Origin of the sequence: Kutzneria kofuensis (assembly GCF_014203355.1) — a bacterium.
Lineage (GTDB): Bacteria > Actinomycetota > Actinomycetes > Mycobacteriales > Pseudonocardiaceae > Kutzneria > Kutzneria kofuensis.
Genome location: NZ_JACHIR010000001.1, coordinates 8,692,823 through 8,714,608, shown reverse-complemented (window position 1 = coordinate 8,714,608; position 21,786 = coordinate 8,692,823). Strand labels below are relative to the sequence as shown.

Genomic DNA, 21,786 nt, shown 5'->3' with positions numbered 1-21,786 from the left:
CCACCACCGGAAGCCCTCCATTTCCCCAGCTCAGCGCCCCGCCACCCCCCGATTTCGATCTTTCCCCCTCGTGCGCTAAGCTATCCACGCACTCACCGGAACACCGAGTGCATGACCGGGACGTGGCGCAGTTTGGTAGCGCACTTGACTGGGGGTCAAGGGGTCGCAGGTTCAAATCCTGTCGTCCCGACGGTCGAGAGGGTCTCCGCAGCTCACAGGCTGCGAAGACCTTCTTTTTATGATCTTGTTCCGTTCGTCGAACTCAAGCATGCCGCTCCTGACCTACTGGACCCCTTGACTTGACGATGTCGCGATGACGCTGGACAAGATCACCAAGAGACTCCCACGATGTGGGAATAACGTTTGTCCGCGCCGAGGTTACGAGCTGTGCGTGCCGAACTACCGAGGTTGAAAAGTCTGGGTCTGGTAGCGGCGTGTCACCGCGGTATTCGATGAGTTATGGCCTACGCCGATGAGATGAGGTACCCAGACGGTAGCGGCCTGGCCGCGACCGCGCGCCAAGCGCGAAGCGGTGCGGCTGCAGGCAGCCGAGTCGTTCGCGGGCGGGGTGGAGCCCCGGAGGTCGCCGACCGGCTGCGCGTGTCGACCAAGTCGGCCTGAGCCTGGCGGCGGGACTGGGCACGGGCGGGCCCGTGCGGGACTGGCCTCGCACGGGCCCAGCGACGGGCGGTGCAAGCTGATCGACGCCCAGGTGGCTCGCTTGCAGGCCGCGTTGGACGCCGGGCCTGCCGCGTATGGCCGGACCGAGGACCAGCGCTGGACCCTGGCCAGGATCGCCCTCCCGATCGGACGGTTGTTCAGCGCGCCGGAGCTGAATCCGGTCGAAGGCGCGTGGTCACACCTCAAACGCGGCCTGGGCAACCTGGCCACCCGTGGCGTCGATCAGCTCGCCGCCTGATGAAGACCCGGCTCAAGCAGATGCAGTACCGACCCGGGCTTATTGACGCCTTCGTCACCGAAACCGGACTGGCCCTGACTCCAGACCCGCCATGACACCCCGACAATTCAACCTCAGTAGCGCCGAGCACCGCCCGCCCCGAGCAGTCCGTCCGCCGGCAGTCGTTCCAGAGAAACAGCAACAGATCCGGCGCCGTGTCTCAGCTCGACTTGCCTGGGCTCCATCGCGCGGCCCTCGGCTCGCTAACAGTAACGCCAAACATCTCCGCACCCTCGGCGAACCAGTCGGGCAGCCCTGGCGGCCTCAGCCTATCGGTCAGCTCTGGTGGTGCGGCAAGCCGTTGCTCGACGATGTCGATCACCTGCCGATGCACGGTTCCCCGGTGCGCTAACAGATCCGCCGTCGACCACCCCAGACGTGATGGCACCGCCAGAGCCCGTCAGCCGCCTCACCACCTCCTCGAAGGTCGTGATCTCCAGCCGGAAGCGGTCGTGCAGCCCATCCCTTGCTTTGCGAAGCCGACCAGCAAGCCGGATTGTCGGCCACGGCGCCGGCAAACGTGCTCAAGGAACCGCCGAGCTTCCGGTCCGAGTCGACGACCGTGCGCACGACCGCAGTGCTTGACGCCGATCACGAGAGCGGACGGCAGTGCCGGGCTCTCACCTCGTATATCACAGGGCGCACCTCGGGTTCGTGTGTCGTGGGGAACGCCTCGCCGAACAGGAGCTTGATACCGTTCTGGCACTGGAAGTCCAGCCAGTTCTCCTGAGCGACCAGCCAGTCGAGGACACCCTGGAATGCCATGGGCAGCGGCTGCCTGAACACCTCGTTCGGCACGTTGTAGACGAGGCACTCGAGCAGATATGAGGACACCGTGGGTTTGCCGTCACTCGGCGCGACGAACTCGCGGGCGTTCTTCACGACGCGCACGATCTCCTTGAACCGGCCGCGAGTGTTGCGGTCTTTCTCCTGTCCGTTTCGGTGGTGCTGCCGGGGGTAGCTGACGATCCGCTTGCCGTCGGCGTCGTGGAAGTACACGGCCAGGCGGTACTCCTCGTGCTCGGCGGACCGCATCTGCGAGTACTCCCGGTACTCCAGGGCCGGCACCACGTCGGCGGGCAGTCGCAGCAGGGAGTCGAAATCCGAGATGTCGAGGCACTTCTTGGCCGGCACCACGTGGTAGGACCGGCGCAGGGTGGCGATCACGTCGGACCGAAAGTCATGCCAGTCGTAGAGACTTTCCTCATACACCTGCTTGAACACCTGCTTGCCGGCCGGGCTGAGAACGGAGATGTCCTCCTGGAACGGTAGCTTCAACGCCACGACGAGATCCACGTCACTGCTCTTCGCGATGTTGGTCTCGTTGGCGAACGAGCCCTGCCCGAAGATCTCGTAGTCCCGACCCTCCAGGCGCTTCGAATCGGCCAGGGCAGTGGTCAACACGGAGCGGGTCCAGGTGAGCAGTAGCGAGTCGTGCTTTCTCGACCACTGCTGCACCATCTCGGGTGTGATGTCCACGGTTCCGCCTCAGCTGGGAAGGAACAGTCGGGTGTGGAAGTCCGGCTGTTGACGATGCTCGGTCCACGCGGTGAGCCGGCCGGGGCCGCCACCGACAATCAACAGCAGCAGGGCGCCGCGCTCCTCGGCGAGCCCTGCTGCGGTCGACACGTCGAGCGAGCTGGGGTTGGGTTCGCTGTGGGGATGCGTGTGCCAGGTGCCGACCCAGTCGACGAGTCCCCTGGTCCTGGCCCGTCGCTCGGCGACCACCTGGCGGACGAAATCAGGGATGAGCTTCACGCTGGTGGCCGTCGCCTCGCTGCCCGGTGGCGGTGGCGGGGCCTCGGTGATCCACACCACCCGGCTCGCCTGGTCGATCTGCCCCAGCAGGTAGCCACCGGTCTCGCAGTCCAGGTCCTTGAACTCCGCGACCCGCTCGATCTCGGCGCGGATGCCGGCCGAGGCGGCCGGGTCGACCCGTACCTGAAACCTGTGTCCGGCCTCGGTGAGCAGCATGTCGCCACGCCACTGACGTCGCCGCACGGCCGGACCCGATCCGACTGCCTCGGTCGATCGCAGCACGGTCGCCGACAGAGCGGGCACCAGCTTGTTCACCGGCACAGGGGTGGCGAGTTGGGCGAGCGCGTCGTTGAGCAGTTGTCCGGCGAACGCCGACATGTCCATGGCGGAGCCGACGAACGTGGGGTCGGAGCAGCCTGGCTCGGGCTGGAAGAGTTCGGTCCGCGGCGGATCGGGGAAGAAGTCGTCGAGGACGTCCTGCCATCCGTCGTCCTCGCCGGCGGCGAGCGCCAACCGCCGCAGCGCGTCGACGCCACCACCGGTAGCCGACGGCAGTGCCAATGTCCCGATGGCGCGCTCGCAGTCGTGGCCGACCATGACCGACAGCACCGGTGGTCGACGGTCGGACATCGTCCACCGAGTCCGTTCGAGCCCGACGGCGACAGACCGATTGGCCGTGGCGTCCACGACGAGGTCAAACTGGGCCAGGAAGCCGTCGTCGGCGACGAGATCGATCGCGTTCGAGATCGTGCCCTCCACGGTCGCCTCGGGCGTGATGCCTCGCAGCCGCTCCGCGAGCACGGTCGCCTTGGCGTGGCCGATGTCGTCGTAGCGGTACGGCTGGCGCACCAGGATTCCGGGATGCACGGCGCGGTTGTCGACGCACTCAACGAACTCCGCCCCGGCACGGACGCAGGATTCGGCCACGGGTGCGCCGAGTGCACCACAGCCGAGGACGAGGATGCGCTGGCCGGTGAGCCAGTGCGCTGGCCGGGAATGGTCCCGGCGGGTCACGATGCTCGGCCGGCGGTCATAGACCTTCAGCCACAGCAACTCGTCGCCCTGCTTCAGTGGGTCCGTATACCACGCAGCCACATGAGCCGCCGGGTGGCGTGGCCCGGCGTGGCCGGGCGACGGGCTGATCACAAGAAGAAACGGTAGCGGCCAAGTCTCCAGTGAAAGGGGAACTCCTTCCCACAGCTTGACGTTGCCGACCAGTGCCAGGTCAGTCAGCTCTTGCATCATCCCCAGTGAGAAGCCGTGGTCACGGAGGCTGGCGAGCAGTTCGGCGCGCCGGGTTGGGTAGCTGTAGTCCGCCGGGCGCTGCAGGATCACCCCCACTGCCAGAAAGTTCGGGGGATCCAGCGTGGACTGCAGGTCGTCGGGGCCGGTGAGCCACTGCCGCAGTTCGTACTTCCGATCACCGACCGCCGTGACGACGGCCAGCGCGATGTGCGGCTCACCCGTGGTCACCAGTGCGTCCGGCAACTCGGGGCGGATGATCAGCCTGCCGAGTTGTGGGATCGCGCGGGCGATGGGCGGTTCCCATGGTAGGTCGGGACCGGTGAGCGTGCCGGTGGCGACGTGGTCCAGCCACGCCAGCAGCCGCTCGAGCAGGCCCTGCATGCCACGGCCCGGATCCCAGTCGTTGTCGCCGACGTGCAGGCAGAGGTATTCGCCCCACACCACGTGGGGCAGGCCGGCGAACCGCCGGTGCCGCACCTGAACCGCCGGAACCTCCAGCGGATACCGTCGCCCCACCAGAATCGAGAACGGTTCCCAGGCCTGGAGTTGGGCGTCGGCATCCTTTGAGCGGTCGCTGCCGCAGTAGATGGTGATGTCGATCCGGCCGTCGTCGGTGGCGGCCTCGACCTTCACCCGGCCGCCGGCGACACGCTCCAGGTACCTGAGCTCGTCCAGGGCTCGGTGCTGCCCGTCGGTGAGCGGCTCGGTCGTGCTCACGGCTGCGTGCCGAACACCGCCGGGCCGGCTGGCGGTCCGCTGGTGCCAACCTCGATCATTCGGAGGGTCTCGGCGGGTTGGCTCAACGGCTCGGTCGGCATCTTGCCGGCCGGCAATACGGGCGGCGGTGCCATCTCACTGACCGGCAGCGCGGCGATCATGCGGGTGAGCGCGTCGACCATGTATGGCCCGGCCAGGACCTCGGCGATCCCCGGTTCGGGCGTGGCCGGGAGGGTGCCGAACAGCCGACGGGCCGACAAGCACGACGCGATATCGGCAGTACTCGCGCAGGCCAGGGTGCCGAGCGCTCTGAGCGAGCGGCCGAGCGTGGCGATGGGCAGCAACGCGTCGGAAGCCGATGCCGCGGTCACGGCCTGGGTGACTGCGGCGACGACGGTGCTGGACAGCCCGGCCAGTCTGACGACGATCCGGCCGGACGAGCCGACAAGGGACCACATCACGTCGAGGGCCGCAGCCAGCTCGTCGATCGCGGCGCAGTGATCCGGCCGCCAGCGCTGCTTGAGCAACTTGAAGTCAGTGTCACCGAGATCGCGGGCGAAGTCACGCCAAGCGGCCGGATCGACTCCTCCCGGTTCAGGGTCTACGTCCGGCGGACCGACCGGCACGTAGTCGACGTCACCGTCGCCCTTGTCCCGCCAAACCTGCCATTGCGGCTGCCTGTCGTCGGTCACGACCCACGACGCCTTGACGAAGGCGGACTTCGCTTCCGCGCTCCGTGCCACGCTCGTCGGGGCGCACTCCGGGCACGTTTTCTCACCAGTCCGGATCACCACGAGATCAGGGCGGGCGATCTCGAGGTCGTGCACGGATCGGCAGCGGCGGCACGTGCGCCGAAGCCTGACACCGGGCCGCGGCGGCGGAGTGTCCGTCGGTGGTCTGCGGTAGGTCACGGCCATGGTCCGATTCTGCGGAGCACGACCCGGGCGTCTACCTGCTTTCAGGGTGAGATGCCATGGCGTTTGGGTGTTCCCCGCCAGGGTCACGCCTGCTGGTCGTCGGCGAGTGGCCGCAGCAACCGTGGCATGGCGCCGGTGCCCTCCGTGCGCGACCGCACCGCCATGTCGTCCTGGATCTGCTGGGCCACACCCTCCGGTAGGTCCTGGGCCAGCAGCGCTGCCAGGTCCGGTCGGAGCAGGAAGAAGCGTTCCTGCGCGGCCGCCGCCACCAGGATCCGGGCGTGGGTCCGGGGCAGGGTCGGCGCCAGCGCCAGCAGCGCACGCTGGTCGGCGAGCGCGGAGTGCCGGAAGATCGCCCGAATCGGCGTGCGCAGCTTGTTGGCGACGCCGTTCTCCTGCTTCCGCGAGAAACCCAGTGCGGTCACGGTCTCGGCCACACGCAACAGCACTCGGGTCGCGATGGCTGGAGAGCCCTGTTCGGCGAGCCGGGTGATCAGATGCCCGAGCACCGTGAGGTTGTCCGTTGTCGCCGGCGCGGCGGCGGCGATGTCAAGGACCTCGTCCACGTCGACTGCGTCGGTAGGATCGCCCATACAAACCAAGCGCAGCCACACTGCACGGGCGGTCGTCGCCACATGTCCGGCCGGGCTTCCGTCCGGCGACGTGATGGTCCGCTTCCCGCCGTCCTTCCGGAACAGACCACGCAGCATGGCGTCTACGGTGCGGCCGTCCAACTCTCCGGCGAGCGCGGCATCCACGGCGAGTTGAAGGATGTTGCCGCGCGCCGCCGGATCCGGGCACATGATGAGCCGCTTCTGCAGCGCTGCCAGGTCCGACACCTGTACCACGCCGGCCCGGTAGAGCCGTCGCCACAGGCTCACCGCCTCTTTCGTCCCGGACGCGCCGCCGTCGAACAGCCGGTCGAGCAGCGTCGACAGCCGCACCGATGCGCGGCGCAGTTCGGCCAGCAGGGCATTGTCGTGCGAGACCAGCACCTCGGACAGCGGCGTGGACGACACTCGCAGGATGGAAAGCTCGATCAGCAAGGCCACCAGATCGGGCCGGCTGGGCAGGTGCCGGACGAGGTCGTAGCTGACGTTCTTCTGCCCGATAGGCGACAACAGGTCGGGTCGGGTCGACACCTGGTCGAGCGCGGCCGCCGCGACCGGATGGCCACCAATCGCCGCTGGCACGAGCAGCACAGCCAGGTGGTCATCCAACAGCCAGCTGTCGAGGTGCGTCGCAGACGGCACGTCGGCGAGCAGCGCCGCCACCCGGTCGGCGGCCGAACCAGAGTCGTGCAGGGCCTGGCGGGCTACGTAGGCCCAGCGCGGTGCACCCTCCGCGGGCTTGTTGCCCGGCGCGGGCAGCCCGTCGAGGTGGCTGAGCAGGATCGGGACGACCGGTGCCACCGGATTGTCGTCATCGTCGTCGTACGCGGCGAACAACGGCGCGTACAGGCTGCGGTTGAGCGCGAAGGGAGCCGAACCGGTCAGCTCGGCGAGCCGGGTGACGGTGCGGACCGCCCGCTCCGGGCCAAGCACGTCGGTGATGATCAGTTCGGCGACGGCGAGCAGGCGGGCGTTGCCGAGCACATCGTAGAAGTCGTGCTCCAGCCGCTCGCACAGCTCCTCGACAGCCGTCCACCACCACTCGTCCGACCGGCCCCGCATCGCGAAGTCGTCACGCCAGGCCAGCGCTTCGATGTGGCCGAGCGCCTTGCGCATCTCGCCGGCGCTCGCGTCCCGTGTTCCCTGTGCCTCGACGATCCTCGTCCGGATGTCACGAGCAGCCTCCGCGGAGCCCAACACGGCCCACCGGTCGGCGATCAGCTCGATCAGGTACAGCGGGACAGCACGGTGGGTGTTGCGCTGGATCATGTCGTCGAACAGGGTGAGCAGTTGCTGGCGCGCCCAGGCCGGATCGGCCGACGCGGCGGCCACTATCACTCGTGCCGTCAACTGGATGACCTTGGCCGGTTCACCGCGGCGACCGAGCGCGACGTCCACGCAGCCGAGCTCGGCCACCATGGCCCGCACGCCGGACGCGTCGCGACCGCCGAGACGCTCTAACGACTCCAGCACCGACTCGTGCACTTCGTCGCCACGCTTCCAGGCCCGGCCCAGCAGTGTCACCTGTAGTCGCGGGTCGGCGTCGGCGACCGTCGGCATGGTCTGCACGTACCGCCGCACCGCGGTGAGGCTCACGGTGTCGAGGAGCTGCTCGGTGGTCGCCATCAGCCGTGGCCGGTGGGCCAGCGCGGCCAGCGCGACACGAGGAAGCGTCGGGCCAGCCGCCACGGCCATCTCCCGGATGATCGCGGCGGTCTCATCGGCGAGAGGGGCGCGGTCAAGGGCGACGATGAGCAGCTGCTCCAGTATCGCGCCCACGAAGAGATCGTCCTGCTGGGTGTCCACGTGGTCCCGCAGGAAGACCAGCGCGCGAACGCCGTCCCGCACCAGCAGCCCCAACGCCGCCGCGTACTCGAAGCCCGTCTGGTGGAAGAACCGGATGCCGCGCTCGGTCCGGATGAGGACGCCGCGGCTGACCAACAGGTCCACATCGATCTTGAGGGTGACCAGCGCGTCCTTGTGCGTGGTCCCCGTGGCCGCCGCGGCCACGGTCGCCGCCGACTGGAGGAGCAGCTGCTCGTTCCGCTCGATGCGACCGGCCCCGAGCAGGGCGATGGCGAGATGGCCAACCGACGCGGACAGATCCCGACCCGCGCCAGGCGCCACCTCGCTGCGCTTGTCGGTCTCTACGCGACGTCGCCAGTACTCCTGGTACAGGCTGGACACGTCGTGTTCCAGCAACGGGAACTCGTCGGCGTACAACTCGAACAACAGCCGAAGGGTGAGTGGGTTCCGCACGACTTCGCTGACCGCGAGGCCACGCGCGACCGCCCCGACGATGAGTCCGACCTTCTCGTCGAGTGACTCCGGCATTGAACGCGGGCAGAACGCGGCGACATGGCTCGCCACCGCCAGCGGCAACTCCACCTCGTCGTACGACGCGAGGCCGATCCGCCGGAACGACGGCTTCGGCAGCCGCTCCGCCTCTTCCGGACGGGAGGTGAGGACCACCTCAGCACCGGCGTCGGTCAGTGTCTCGCAGAGGTCGGCAAGCTCCCGGCCGTGCAGGTCGTCGTGCAGCAACAGGTCGACCGTATCGATCAGGAACACCGCGACGCGGCCGTCGGCCAGCGCCTGCTCGGCCGCCTGCCTCAGCTCTGCGGTGGAGATTGACGGCGCGTGCGCCTCGCCGAAGGCCAGCCACGGCGAGTTCAGCAGATACGGCTGCGTTGTGGTGTCGGCCGCGAGCTCCTGGTAGAGCGCCCACAGCAGGCTGCTCTTGCCCTGGCCGGCACTGCCGTGGATCAGCAGCGGCTTGGGATAGTTGTCCGGCCGGAGGAGTTCGATCACCTCGGCCTGCCGGGTCCGCCGTACGTACAGACCAGTGCTCAGGTGATGCTCGCCGGCGTGGCCAGCCCCGCTCGACCGGTCGAGCTCGGCGGCCAGCCCGTCGGACATGTGGCGCAGCTTGCGAGACGCTGCCGTCGCGTCGGCGGGAGCATGATCGTCGGTGAGTGCCTCGATCCGCGTGCGGAGGCGTTCGGCCCGCGGATCCCCGACCACGTCGAAGATTTCCAGCGCATGCTGCCAGTTCCGGCGCGCTTCGGCCGATGAGCCCAGCTGCCGGTGCACGTCGCCGAGTCCCTCGTAGGTGAAGGCGAGGCCGTACCTGTCTATGCGCTGCCGCACCCGTAGCGCGGCCGTGAACGCGTCCACCGCCTGTTCGTACCGACCGAGCTTCGCCAGCACCAGGCCCAGGTTGTTGACCGCCCAGGAGTATCCGTGCTCGTCGGCCTGCTCGTCGAAGATCTTCATGGCCCGCTCGGTGTGGGCCAGCGCCGACGAGTGCTCGCCTCGGGCCGACGCGATCCCGCCGAGCAGGTTCTCGGCTCTGGCCTCGCCGTGCGCCGAACCTGCCGTGCGGAACGCCGCCAGCGCCGCGTTCGCCGCATCCGCCGCCAGCGGGAGATCGCCCAGCTCACGGTAGGTCTGGGCGAGGTGCAGACTGCTCTGGGCGGTGCCGAGGGGATTTCCCGCTTCCTCGAACAGCTCCAGCGCGAGCACGAGGTGCCGTACCGCGTCGTCGTGTCGCCGCTGTTCGCGGTAGGCCACAGCGAGGCTGTCGCACAACCAGGCTTCGCCGTCTCGCTCACTCGCCGCCCGGGCGGCGGCCAGACCCGCCTCCTGCACGAGGATCCAGGTCGCCCACGGTTTCCGGCTGAAGAAGTACGGTGCGCAGGCCAGAGCGAACCGCCAAGCCGCGTCGTGATCGCCGACGTCCGAGGCAACCCGCGCCACCGTGGCGAAGTTGACCAGTTCGTCGTCGAACCACTTGAGGGCCTGGTCGCGGTCGGCCGATCGACCGGTGGCGACCGCGGTGCGGGGATGCCAGGGGTCGAGCGTGGGGCCGTGTGCCTCCGCGTTGCGGCGGAACCAGTCCACCACCCTGGCCAGCGCCGCTCGACGGTCATCGGGCCGCTCGGAGTCAAGCGCTCGTTCAGTGGCGTAGGCTTGGCCGAGGCTGTGCAGTCGGTAGCGGCGTGGGCCGATCTGCTCGATCAGGTGGGCGTCGCCCAACGCCCGGATCGCCCAGCGATCGCCGAACAGCGCCTCGGCCGCACCCGTCGAGATGGTCACGCCCGGGTACAGCCCGAGCAGGCGGAACGCACGCTGAGTGCTCGCGGGCAACGCCTTGTAGGACAACGAGAACGCGGCCCGCAGCGACGCGTTGTCGTCATCGGGCAGGCTGAGCACCTCAAGCCGCTCGGCCCGCAGCTCGTCGACGAAGTCCTTCAGTTCCTCGGCGGAATAGCCGTACGCCTGGCTGCCTGCGATGCGCAGCGCGAGCGGGTTGCCGGCGCAGAGCTCGGCCATCTCCGCCAGCTGCGACCCGGCTGGTGCCGCCGTGAGCTCAGCCAGCAGCTGCACCGCGTCATCGGGCGCGAGCTCGGGCAGCCTGACTCGGTGCGCGCCTTCACGCACCACGAGATTTGTCATGGCGTTGCGGCTGGCCGCCAGGACGGGGCAGGTATTCGTGCCCGGCAACAGCGGCCGGACCTGGTCGGCGTCGCGAGCATTGTCGAAGATGACGAGCACACGTCGGCCGTGCAGCCGCGATCGGTAGAGGCGCACCATGCCGTCGAGGTCGGCCGGAATGGCGTCGGCGGCCAGGCCCAGGTCGCGTAGGAAGCCCCCGAGCACGTCGACCGGCTCCACCGGCGGTGCACTGGGGTGGAAGCCACGCAGGTCCGCGTGCAGGACACCGTCCGGGAACCGGTCCTGGAGATCATGGCCACAGCGCGCCAGCAGCGCGGATTTGCCGACGCCGACGCCGCCGACCACCACACAGATCGAGGTCGAGGCGTTCTCGGCGGTGAGCAGGTCGACGATCTCCTCCGTCACGGCCACCCGGTCGGTGAACGGTGTGGTCGCCGGCGGGAGCTGACGGGGAGTCGGCAACGCCGGCGTCGCGGGGAAGATGTTCACCGTCTCGATCGAGCCGGCCTGGACGACGGTGCCGGCGGTGCCGGAGAAGTCGTTCGTGGTCCCCGTACGCTGTCCGATGTCGTGGATCGCCGGTCCGCGCAGGCCCTGGTCGGGCGGCGGCGGGGCGGCCGTCGGCTCCCACTCGATGCCCAGTAGGCGCGCGATGTTCCGGCAGTCGTCGCGGATGTCCTCGCCGTGCTCGCCGAACTCGATCAGATGGCCGTCGAGCTTCGCCAGCTTGGCCTCGACCTCGATCAGGCGGGACCGTCGCACCTCCTCCGTGACGAGGATGTCGGACTGCATCAGTGCGTAGGTCGAGTGCAGTAAGTTCCGGATGTACTCGATCGCGGTTCGGAGCTCGGGCAGCGATCGCAGCTCGTAGACGCTGTCACGGACGAACAGCGTGATGACGTTGCGCTCCTCGCTCACCGTGGCGACCGGCCAGCCGGTCTGCTTGGCGTACCGCTGAGCCGAACTGTGCCGCGAACCGAATTGGTCGGTCGGGATGGACGGGTCGGCGGCAAGCTCCGTGTGCTTGCGGATGATGCGGTCCAGCGAGGGGGCCAGGATGGTGGCCAAGTCGCCGCCGGCCGCGCGGTTGATCGCGTCCGCGGTCACCGGCTGGTTGACGGTGTCGCCCTTCCGGACGACCTGTTCACAGTCATCGCCCCAGCCGAGAACTACGGTGGCACCACGGTGCCGGCCGCGCACCAACTCGAGACCGTCCCGCAGCGGCGAACCGAACGCCAGCGCTGCCCGCAGCTCCAGAGGAGGCTCTGGCCGTTCAGACATCCACCCTCCGCGCATGCAGGACAGCAGCCACTCTAGCGGGCAACCGCTGGCCCGAACGGGTAGTTGTCATACCTCCGCCGTTGAGGGTAGACGACCCCGACCGGCCGGTGGCGGGGGTGCGGCCGTGAACCCGTCTAGGCGGGCAGTTCTGAGGTCGAACAGCTGATGTAGATCTTGACGGGGCCGGGGACGGTCACGTCATGTCCGCCGAGCACGGCCTGTTGCTGCACGAAACTGCGTGCGGCGAGGCCTTCGCGGGCAGGACCTTCTCACCGCCGCCCCCGGTCAGGTGGACACACGGCGATACCACCACACCGAGCCGGCTCACCGACCGACAAGATCCGGCCATGCGGCGGGAGACCCGGTCCGCAAACGATCCTGTCGGTTCACGGGATCTTGATCCTGAGGTCGAGCGGCAAGGTGTCGTTGCTAGAGCCCCGCGCGTGGTCAGGCCCACCTCCCCTCCGTGATGCCGCCGTTAGTACGACAACGACAGGTCGTGATGTTGTCTCCGGTGGTGGCTAGCTCGGGCACGGGCCTGGCTAACCAACCGCCACCGTGACCAGTGCAGGATGTGATCGACGGTGTGGGCGGAACGGACCACGACCCGGTTCCATAACCGGCGAACCTCGTTGACCGACAACGGGATCACGGTCTGACCATCGCCAGCAACGGAGCCCCCTTTTCAACGGTTGGCCGTGTGATCACCAGGAACGCCAACGCCGTCATCGACAGCGTGACGTGCCGGTACCACGCCTGGTAACCCCGCGCCTGGTAGTGATCCAGACCGGTCTCGTTCTTCGCCGTCTGGAAACACTCCTCGATCGCCCAGCGGCTGCCCGCGACACGAACCAGCTCCGCCAAGCTGGTATCGGCAGGCCCGAAACACACGTAGTAGGCGATGTCGGTCGGATCGCTGACCGAACGCCGAGCCAGCAGCCAGTGCCCCCAACCCCGCCGGCGCAACGGCCGGATCTCCACCGCCGTCCAGTCCGACACCCGAGGGCCACGAACTCCGTCCCCGCAGCTGAGCCGCTGCCAATCTGCGTCCGCGACGTCCGCAATCATCCGCGCAACCCGGACCTTGGCCAAGTGCATCGACACCACCATCGCCGACTTGGGCACCGCCACCACATGCGGGACGTCCACGGTCTCCAACCACAGCCGGAACTTCGTGTCCTGCCCGTACAACTCGTCGGCGGTCACCCATCCGAACGGCACCTCCGTCGCGAGCGCACGCTCGATCATCCGGCGGGCCAGCACCTGTTTGGTCGCGAACTCCACCTCGTCATCAATGCCAGCCGCCCGGCACCGGTCACGATCATCGGTCCAGTCCTTGGGCAGATACAACTCCCGATCAATCAGCGCACGACCGCGTGGTGAGGCATACGCCAGAAATACCCCGATCTGCGAGTTCTCGATCCGGCCGGCAGTGCCCGAGTACTGCCGTGCGACTCCTGCGGAGTGGGCACCCTTCTTCAGAAAGCCGGTCTCGTCGACGATGAGCACCCCCTGCTCACCGTCACCGATGCGTTCCACAACCGCGGCACGCACGTCGTCACGCAAGCCATCGGTGTCCCACGCGTAGAAGTTCAGCAACCGCTGCATGCCTTCCGGCCCCGCATCCCCGGCGGCCTCGGCCAGCGTCCACCCGTTCTTCCGCTCGATCTCGGCGAGCAATCCCTTGACATACCAGCGCATCCGGCGCCGCGACTCCACTCGGGGGAACCTGCCGGCGAACCGGCCCAGAAACGCCTCGAAGCTCGCCGACCAGTCCGCCACCATCTCCGCCAACACAACAAGATCAACTACCAGAGTCCGGACCTAGATTACAACCTGTCGTTGTCGTATTAGAGCTCGTCTCACGTGGATCTTGCTCGGCCGCTGCCATGATCAGACGTTGTGACGGATGCGTTGTCGCAGCGGCTGGTGCCCGACGAGTTGTGGGCACTGGTCGCGCCGTTGGTCCCACAGTTCACGCCGCGTCGGCAGGGCGGTGGGACGACGCCGGTGGACGACCGGGCGGTGTTCACCGCGATCGTGTTCGTGTTGACCAGCGGCTGCGCCTGGCGGCATCTACCGCCGTCGTTCGGGGTCACAGTGCCGACCGCGCACCGCAGGTTCACCGAGTGGACCAAAGCGGGCCTGTGGCCACGGGTGCATCGGGCGGTCTTGGACGAGTTGGGCGGCCAGGGCTTGATCGATTGGTCGCGGGTGGTGGTGGACGCGGCGGCGGTGCGGGCGAAAAAGGGGGATCGTTGACCGGTCCGAGCCCGGTCGATCGAGGCAAGCCGGGCTCGAAGATCCACGCGCTGTCCGACCGGGCCGGTCTGCCGTTGTCGGTGGCGGTGTCGGCGGCCAACACCAACGACGCCTACGGGCTCAAACCGTTGGTGCGGGCGATCCCCGCAGTGAAGTCGCGGCGTGGTCCCCGTCGGCGCAAGCCGGCGAAGTTGCACGCGGACAAGGCCTACGACATCAAGGAGTTACGGGCGTGGGTACGCGAGCAGGGGATCGCGGTGCGGATCGCCCGCAAAGACACTGAGTCCAGCGCGCGGCTGGGTCGGCACCGGTGGGTCATCGAACGCACGATCGCCTGGTTGTTCGGGTACCGCCGACTCGCGATGCGGTACGAGCGCAAGGCGAACCACTTCTGCGCGTTCCTGACGTTGGCGGCGGCCTTGACTTGCTTCAAGAGGCTCGCCAAGGCCGCCACGTAAGACACCCTCTTAGTGGCCGACCCCATGCCTCACACATCGCAGCCGCGCCCGCGACGGGCCCGCGCACCGAGACCAAAAGACATGACCTTCCTCCCCTATTCAGGTCATTCACACCAGCCCGGAGCGTAAATTCACCCCCAAGACGGTCGGGGCCAACACCAGCCGGTCAGATTGGCCAGAAAAAGGACAGTTGGTTTCCAGAAAATCCTTCGCCTTTCCCGGGACACCGCCATCGAGAGACCACAAGAAACCCATCGGCAAGATCGACCGACGCCACCCTCCACTGACATCGACGACATGCAGGCCCGAGCGTCCGGACAATCCGGTCTGGACCAGGCGGCACCACCGCAGGGCGCCCGGACAGCACCCCGTTACCCGAAAATTAGGGATTCAGCCAGCGACGCCAGCGTCGGCAATCCGGCCGCCGGCGGAATTGTCAGGGGTAGGGGTTACTCTCCCGGGCAACGAAGCACCAGCACCATTTCATGGAGTGGATCATGGGCACCAACTCAGCCTTCGACGAGTTCCAGCGCACCGTCGACGCGGACGCCGAGCAGGTCCGCCTCGCCCGCTACCGCCGGGACGTGTTCCAGCTGACGCTGGGTCGCGCCGACGATGTCGTCGAGGTCATCAGCTCCGGCTCGTTGCGCCGGTCCACGCAGCTCAAGCCGGTGCACGACGTCGACCTGATCGTCGTCTACGACAGCCAGGCATACCCGACCTGGGGCCTGCCCGGCGGGTCCTCCGAGCAGGCGCTGGTGCTGACCCAGCAGCGGGTCAAGGACAAGCTCGGCAACCCGAACGGGACGGTCGAGCAGTGGGTCCGCCGCGCCGATCCCCGCGACCGCGCGGTCAAGTGCTTCCTCGACGACCCCGACGACCCGACCGGGTTCACCGTGGACGCCATGCCTGTACTCCGCAAGCCCGACGGCACGCTGCTGATCCCCAGCAAGACTGAGGACCGCTGGATCACCGCGCACCCCGAGTTCCTCATCGACCTCGTGAGGCGGCGGCAGCAGGCCTGGCCGTACTTCCGGCCGATGGTCCGCGTGCTCAAGCAGTGGCGGCTCGGCATCGGCGCAAAGCCGGCGGTCAAGAGCCTCGTCATGGAGGTGCTGGCGCTGACCTGCATGCCCGAGTGCCCCACCTCGCGGGCCGTCGCGCTGAGCCGCTTCTTCACCAGCGCCGCGATGCTGGTGAACGAGCCGATCGTCGATCCGGCCGGGTACTGCGGCCTCATCCAGCCCGACCTCGACACCGCGACCCTGCGCACCGCGCTGGAGCAGGCGCGGGACCTGGCGGCGGAGGCCGTGCTGGCCGAGGAGAAGGGCGAGGACGCGTACGCCAAGACGCTGTGGCGCAAGATCCTCGGCTCCGGGTTCCCCGCGCCGGCGGCCTCGACGCCGAAGCTGTCGACGCTGGTCATCCCGACCTACACGGTGCACGACGGGCCGCAGGGGTGACCTGATGCCGACGACATGGTGGCGGTGCGAACCGCGCAGACTCGACCGTGACCTGCGGGAGGTCGGCGAGTGCTTCTCTGAGCTGACCTGGGTGTCGCACGGTGCTGGCGGCTGGGTGGGACGGCTGCCGGTGTGGCCGTTCGAGCGGCCCGCGCCGCCGGGCCTCGACGTGCTCACCTCCGGGACGGGCCTGGACATGGAGCTCCACTACGGCCACGCCTACCCCGCCGCCGTGCCGTCGATCCTGCCCCGCGACCCGGAGCCGGACTTCGAGGCCCGCACCCACCACCGGTGGCACGTGCTCGGCGACGGCAGCCTGTGCCTGCTGGCGCAGCCGGCGCAGTGGACCGGCCGCGAGTCCGTGGTCGAACTGCTGCTCAAGGCGGCCGGCTGGCGGATTGAGTACGCGCTGATGACCTGCGGTGCGATCGAGTCCATGAGTCTCAACGGCATCGTGGCGGATCCGCACCTCGACGAGTTGATCACTCAGGTGGCCGGCCGTGGCTGACCTCACGATCATGCTCACGGCCTCAGCGGCCGACGCGATCCGAGCCGGGTCCGGGTGGGGCTGGCTCACGCTCAAGGTGTCCATGCCGGATCTGCTCGCCGGCGTGTCCGCGGTGTCTCGCGGGAACGGCCCCAAGATGGCCACCGACCCGGGGCCGCCCGGCCACTTCATCCACTCGGGCGACAACGTGCCGACCGGGTGCTGGTACAGGGTGCCGGCGTTGGTGAACATGCAGTGGCTGTTCGCCCGCATGCAGCACGGCATGATCGAGTTCAGTCGATTCCGGGAGCTGGTCCCGGCCGTGCGTAGTCCCGGCGGCGAGAGCTACCTGGCGATCACCCACGCACCCGAGTGCGACCCCGAGTTCCCCGAGATCACGGTGCCGGAGTTCGTGCTCTGGCGGATCGCGCCCGAAGGCGCCTTCCCGTTGTCGATCATCCTCCAGCCCGTGGTCACCGGCATGCCGGCATTGGAGCCGCACTGGCCGGTGTCGGAGCTCGCCGACCGCCGGGTGCTGTTGGTCGGCGCGGGAAGCATCGGCGGCGCCGCGGCCCACGCCCTGGCCGCTTACGGCGTCGGGCGGCTCCATCTGCTCGACCCGGACCGGCTCGAATGGCACAACCTGCCCCGCCACGTCTGCGGCGAGAAGCACGTCGGCCGGTTCAAGGTGGACGCGCTGCGTGACGACCTCGAACGACTCCGCCCGGACACCACGGTGAAGCCGCACACGCTCAACGTGATTACCGACGCCGATCGGGTCCGCGACCTGTTGGCCGAGGTGGACGTCTTGCTGTGCGCCGCGGACGGCGTGCCGCCGCGCCAGGTGGTCAGCCACCTCGCCCGGCGCGCCGGCAAGACCGCGGTCCTCGCATGCGTGCTGGAGAACGGCGGCATCGGCGAGGTCATTCGCCTCCGCCCGCAGCCCGACGCCGGTTGCTTGGCCTGCCGGCGCGACGCGTTGTTCGAGTCCGATGGCCTGCGGCCGGAGCCGACGCTCGACGGGGAGTACGGCACCGGCACGATCCATCGCCCGATGACCGCGGTCGGCGCGGACCTCCACCTGGTCGGGCAGTTCGCGGCGAAGGTCGCCGTGGCCACGATGCTGGAGCGCCTCGGGCACCCGGACCAGGTGCTCGGCGGCGAGCACGCCGTGCTGGCGCTACGCCCGCAGCCGAGCTGGTCGCCGCCGTTCGACGTCCGCCGGCTCGGCGAGGCGAAATGGCTGCCAGGGACCGCGCCGATCGCGGGCTGTCCGACATGCGAGGGGCCGTGAGTCGCCTGGGAGACGGAGGGCTGGCAGAATGATCGACGATTTAAACGTGGCCGGGAGACGGATGGTGGAGGTTCCGACAGCGGTTCGGGATGCCTCGGTCAAGCTGGCCCTCGACACGCCGCTGCGCCAAGGCATTGGGCAGGTCAGCAAAGCCCGGATCGGTGGCCTCTTCGTGTTGGGGGACGACGACTCGGTAGCGGCGATCTGCGAGCAGGGCTTCCCCATCGACAACGTCACGGCGTCGGCGGAGAACATCGCCCAGTTCTCCAAGATGGACCTGGCCCTCGTGCTGTCGGCCGACGCCGCCGAGATCCGGCGCTTCAACACAGTGCTGTCGCCGCGCTCGACGGTGCTGGCGCAGGGAGTCGGCGCGCGCCACGTCACCGCCGCCCGGACCGCTCGAGACATCTCCTTCCCGGTGGTCGCGGTCAGCGAGGAGACCGGCCAGGTCACGCTGTTCGTCGGTGAGCACGCCCACGTCCTCAGCTCACAGACGGTCCTGCTCAGCAAGGCCGCCGTCGTGCTGTTGGCGCTGCACTCGTGGGTCAGGACGCTGACCGACGAGCCCCAGGACATCACCGAGACCGCGGAGCTGGCCGAACGCGTTCGCCACGCCGTGCTTGAGGTCGAGGCGTACCTGCTGGAGCTGGGTTCCAAGGGCGACTACGTCGAGCAGGTGCTGGACGGGCTGTGCGCCGAGGTCGGAGTCGACCGGCTCCCCCTGGACCCATACCGCGTGCCCCGGCGCGTTCCGCTCCTGCACGCCGTGGCCGAGGAACTCGACACCTGGCACGAGCAAGCCCTGCAGGCAGCCGATCGCATCCTGGCCGAGCGGCCGGGGCAGGTCCTCCGGCAGCACGACCGCGCGTTTCCCCGGGTAGCCTTCGACAACGACCGGGAAGCGGTGCAGTGGTGCGAGCAGACCGCCGCGCAGCTGCTCGGCTCGATCCGGCGGGCCGCCGCGAACGGCGACAACGAGCTCGCGCTCCGCCGCTCCTTGGCCATGATGGAGTACTTCTACCGTCGAAAGCCCTGGTCGGAGTGGATCGACGTGCTCATGCTCGCGCTGTTCGCGGCCCGCGGGCTCGGCGACAAGCGCGCGGAAGCGTCGCTGCTGACCAGCCTCGGCGTCGCGCAGCGCGAGCTGCGCAACCACGAGCTCGCCTTCGCGCTGTGGGCCGCCGCCGACGACGCGTGGCGTGCCTGCGGCGACCGGCTCGGCCGTGCTGAGCTGCTCAACCACCTCGCCTACGCCTACGATGAGGTCGGCGACTCCGCGGCCGGCCTCGACTACGCGCAGCGGGCGCTGGACCTGATCGGCCCCGACGAGGACGACCGGCTCCGCGGCAAGGTGCTCAACAACTCCAGCGGCATCCACTGCCGGCAGGGCGAACTCGACCGGGCGCTCGTGCTCGCCGACGAGGCGATGCAGGCCTTCGACCGGGCCGGCTATCGGCGGGGCGTCATCTGGGCGCTGTCCAACAAGGGCAACGCCTACCGCGACGCCGGCCGTCACGCCGAGGCCGTCCGGTGCTATGAGACGGCGTTGACGGCGCGGATCGAGAGCGAGGAGCACTATGGCGCGGCCATCACCCGGGCCGACCTCGGCCACGCCCTTAAGGCCGTCGGCGAGGTCAGCCGCGCGCGAGAGGAACTCCAGTTGGCCGAGGCGTACTTCCGCCAGCTCGGTGACCCCAGAGCTGACGCGATCACCCGCACGCTGTCGGAGCTGGACGTGTGATGGCCGACGGACCAGGTGAAGTGCACAACAGCGTCTCCGGGGCAGCCGTGCACACGGTTGTGCAGGCCGGCTCCATCGACTCGGTTGTGATCGTCGGATCGGACAACGCCCTCCCCACACCTCAACAACTTCCCTGGGCCGTCCAGCATTTTGTCAATCGCCTCGCCACGCTTACGCAGTTGGATCGCCAGGTCGGCAAGGGCGGCGTCGCTCTGCTCGTTGGCACCCCCGGAGTCGGCAAGACCGCGGCGGCGATGCACTGGGCTCATCGTTCGGCGTCGCTCTTCCCGGACGGGTCCTGTACGCGGACCTTCGCGGCTTTGACCCCGTCAACCCGCCGGCCGAACCCGGCGAGGTGCTCGACGGCTTCCGACACGCCATGGGTGTCAAGGACATCCCGGCCACGACCAGCGTGGACGCCAGGTCCGCGCTGTTCCGCTCCACGGTGCACGGCCGCCGGATCCTGGTGCTGCTCGACGATGCCGCGAGCGGGACTCAGATCAGGCCGCTCTTACCCGGCAGCGCGACCGTCACCGTCGTGGTGACCAGCAGAAGCTCTTTGTCCGGGTTGAAGGCCATGGAGGGGGCCACCGGCATGAACCTCGAACCGCTCGACGACACCGAGTCGCTCAGCCTGCTGCGGGAGATCGGCGGCGCCGACCTGGTCGATCACGATCTCGCGGTCTCGACCGACCTTGTTCGGATGTGCGCCAACCTGCCGCTGGTGTTGCGAATCGTGGGCGAGCGGCTCGGCTCCGGCGGCTACCACAGCGTAGCCGAATTGGTGGACGAGCTGACCGACGAGCGTGATCGCCTGGACGTGTTGGCGACGGACGACACGTCCAACGCAGTTCGGGCCGTGTTTTCGTTGTCCTACAAGGCACTCGAACCGAAGGCCGCCGAACTCTTCCGCCTGCTCGGCCTCCTCCCCGGCTCGGAGTTCGGGCGGGACGCCGTGGCCGCGCTGACCGGCCTGCGTGCCGGTCAGCTTCGGGTGGCGCTCGAAGCGCTCAGGTCAACGAGCATGCTGGAGGTGCCTGCCCCGCAACGGTATCGCCTGCACGATCTGCTCCGCGCCTACGCCGCCGAGTGCGCCGAGGTCGTCGAATCGGCGGACCGCCGCCAGCAGGCCGTCCACGATCTCCTCGCCTGGTACCTGAGCTCAGCTCACGCGACCGGCCGTGTCCTGAATCCGTATCGGCGCAGCGATCCCCAGCCAACAGCCTTCGGGCTGTCGTTCGACGACGCGCAGACCGCCATGGAATGGTGTTCGCTGGAGCAGACGAACCTCACGGCCGCGGTCTGCCTCGCGGCCAAGGTCGGTGAAGACGCGACAGCGTGGCAGCTCGCCGCCGCGCTGTGGGGCTTCTTCTACCGTCGCAAGCCGTGGGAGGACTGGATCGCCACTCACAACATCGGCCTCGCCGCGGCCGAACGCACGGGCGACGAGTTCGGTACCGCGACGATGCTCGGCAACCTGGCGATCGCCTACCGGGAACTTCGGCAGCAGGTCGAGGCGGAGGACTGCTTCCGCCGTGCGCTGGAGATCTGGATGCGTTTGGGTGATCGATATGGGGAAGCGTTGGTGTGCAACGGTTACGGCAACGCGTGCCGGGAGTGGGGACGGCTCGACGAGGCACTCGTACACTCGCAGCGCGCCTTGGCCGGCTGGCAAGCGGTTGGCGACCGCCACGGCGAAGGGATCACGTACAACAGCCTCAGCGGCATTTACCGACAACTCGACGACCTTCCCCGCGCACTGGCTTACTCCAGTAGGGCCGCCGCCGTCTTCCGCGACCTCGGCGACCGGTACTCGGAGGCCTGGGCCCAGCACAGTACCGCCACCACGCAGCGCGAGCTCGGCAACCTCACCGCAGCCATCGAGCTTCGTCGACTGGCGCTCGACATCCGCGTCGAGCTGGGTGACCGATACGGACAGGCCTTGACCTTGCAGGATCTAGCGGCGGACTACGAAAGGACCGGCCAGGCTGAGGGTCGGTTGGAGGCCCTGCGCAGGGCGTTGGCCATCTTCCACGATCTGGGCGATCCCAAGGCCGACGAGATCGAGGCAGCTCTGGGTTGACGCCAATCGCCCGCGACCGCCTACACGAGGGCATCCCAGGAAATCAGGTCTAC

At 68.6% G+C, this 21,786-nt stretch carries 12 protein-coding genes and 1 tRNA gene; 8 read left to right on the top strand and 5 right to left on the bottom strand.

Annotation, left to right across the window (positions count from 1 at the left end; genetic code table 11):
• Positions 1-116 precede the first annotated feature (116 nt).
• Both BJ998_RS39215 and BJ998_RS46825 read left to right on the top strand, forming a co-directional pair.
• Positions 117-190, top strand: a tRNA-Pro gene (locus BJ998_RS39215).
• Positions 191-712: 522 nt separating this feature from the next.
• Positions 713-919, top strand: a complete 207-nt coding sequence (locus BJ998_RS46825; RefSeq protein WP_221338290.1) for a hypothetical protein — start codon at positions 713-715, stop codon at positions 917-919.
• A 630-nt stretch (positions 920-1,549) separates the two neighbouring features.
• Here BJ998_RS46825 and BJ998_RS39205 read toward each other — a convergent pair.
• The 5 genes from BJ998_RS39205 to BJ998_RS39185 all read right to left on the bottom strand — a co-directional run bounded on the left by BJ998_RS39205 (position 1,550) and on the right by BJ998_RS39185 (position 13,730).
• A complete protein-coding gene (locus tag BJ998_RS39205; RefSeq protein ID WP_184868290.1) occupies positions 1,550-2,437 on the bottom strand; it encodes a nucleotidyltransferase-like protein in 888 nt (295 codons plus the stop codon).
• Between the two features lie 9 nt (positions 2,438-2,446).
• Complete coding sequence (locus tag BJ998_RS39200; protein ID WP_184868289.1) at positions 2,447-4,678, bottom strand: ThiF family adenylyltransferase; 2,232 nt, start codon at positions 4,676-4,678, stop codon at positions 2,447-2,449.
• On the bottom strand, positions 4,675-5,505 hold the full coding sequence (locus BJ998_RS39195) for a hypothetical protein (RefSeq protein ID WP_184868288.1): 831 nt from the start codon (positions 5,503-5,505) through the stop codon (positions 4,675-4,677). The genes BJ998_RS39200 and BJ998_RS39195 overlap by 4 nt, the downstream gene beginning before the upstream one ends.
• Before the next feature lie 173 nt (positions 5,506-5,678).
• The gene (locus tag BJ998_RS39190) at positions 5,679-11,945 is read right to left on the bottom strand and encodes a tetratricopeptide repeat protein (protein ID WP_184868287.1); all 6,267 of its coding nucleotides are present in this window, start codon (positions 11,943-11,945) and stop codon (positions 5,679-5,681) included.
• Between the two features lie 648 nt (positions 11,946-12,593).
• Complete coding sequence (locus BJ998_RS39185; protein WP_425558910.1) at positions 12,594-13,730, bottom strand: IS701 family transposase; 1,137 nt, start codon at positions 13,728-13,730, stop codon at positions 12,594-12,596.
• A gap of 117 nt (positions 13,731-13,847) precedes the next feature.
• On the opposite strand from BJ998_RS39185, the gene BJ998_RS39180 reads away from it, so the two are divergent.
• The 6 genes from BJ998_RS39180 to BJ998_RS39155 all read left to right on the top strand — a co-directional run bounded on the left by BJ998_RS39180 (position 13,848) and on the right by BJ998_RS39155 (position 21,733).
• Positions 13,848-14,665, top strand: a protein-coding gene (locus BJ998_RS39180; RefSeq protein ID WP_184857770.1) for an IS5 family transposase whose coding sequence is annotated in 2 segments (ribosomal slippage) — positions 13,848-14,190 and positions 14,190-14,665 — 819 coding nt in all. Because the reading frame shifts where the segments join, the coding sequence is not laid out codon by codon here.
• Between the two features lie 497 nt (positions 14,666-15,162).
• Positions 15,163-16,128, top strand: coding sequence for an SMODS domain-containing nucleotidyltransferase (locus BJ998_RS39175; RefSeq protein WP_184868286.1), 966 nt, complete (start codon positions 15,163-15,165; stop codon positions 16,126-16,128).
• A 4-nt stretch (positions 16,129-16,132) separates the two neighbouring features.
• Entirely contained in the window at positions 16,133-16,636 is a 504-nt protein-coding gene (locus BJ998_RS39170) for a hypothetical protein (RefSeq protein ID WP_184868285.1), read from the top strand.
• A complete protein-coding gene (locus tag BJ998_RS49390; protein ID WP_221338289.1) occupies positions 16,629-17,909 on the top strand; it encodes a HesA/MoeB/ThiF family protein in 1,281 nt (426 codons plus the stop codon). The genes BJ998_RS39170 and BJ998_RS49390 overlap by 8 nt, the downstream gene beginning before the upstream one ends.
• 61 nt (positions 17,910-17,970) lie before the next feature.
• On the top strand, positions 17,971-19,650 hold the full coding sequence (locus tag BJ998_RS39160) for a diadenylate cyclase (protein ID WP_184868283.1): 1,680 nt from the start codon (positions 17,971-17,973) through the stop codon (positions 19,648-19,650).
• A 355-nt stretch (positions 19,651-20,005) separates the two neighbouring features.
• Positions 20,006-21,733 (top strand): tetratricopeptide repeat protein, encoded by a 1,728-nt coding sequence (locus BJ998_RS39155; RefSeq protein WP_184868282.1) that lies wholly within the window; start codon positions 20,006-20,008, stop codon positions 21,731-21,733.
• Positions 21,734-21,786 lie beyond the last annotated feature (53 nt).

Coding starts and splice junctions, on each gene's coding strand:
- BJ998_RS39190 (WP_184868287.1), bottom strand. CDS start 11,945: ATGTCTGAACGGCCAGAGCCTCCTCTGGAGCTGCGGGCAGCGCTGGCG.
- BJ998_RS39185 (WP_425558910.1), bottom strand. CDS start 13,730: ATGGTGGCGGACTGGTCGGCGAGCTTCGAGGCGTTTCTGGGCCGGTTC.
- BJ998_RS39175 (WP_184868286.1), top strand. CDS start 15,163: ATGGGCACCAACTCAGCCTTCGACGAGTTCCAGCGCACCGTCGACGCG.
- BJ998_RS39170 (WP_184868285.1), top strand. CDS start 16,133: ATGCCGACGACATGGTGGCGGTGCGAACCGCGCAGACTCGACCGTGAC.
- BJ998_RS39160 (WP_184868283.1), top strand. CDS start 17,971: ATGGTGGAGGTTCCGACAGCGGTTCGGGATGCCTCGGTCAAGCTGGCC.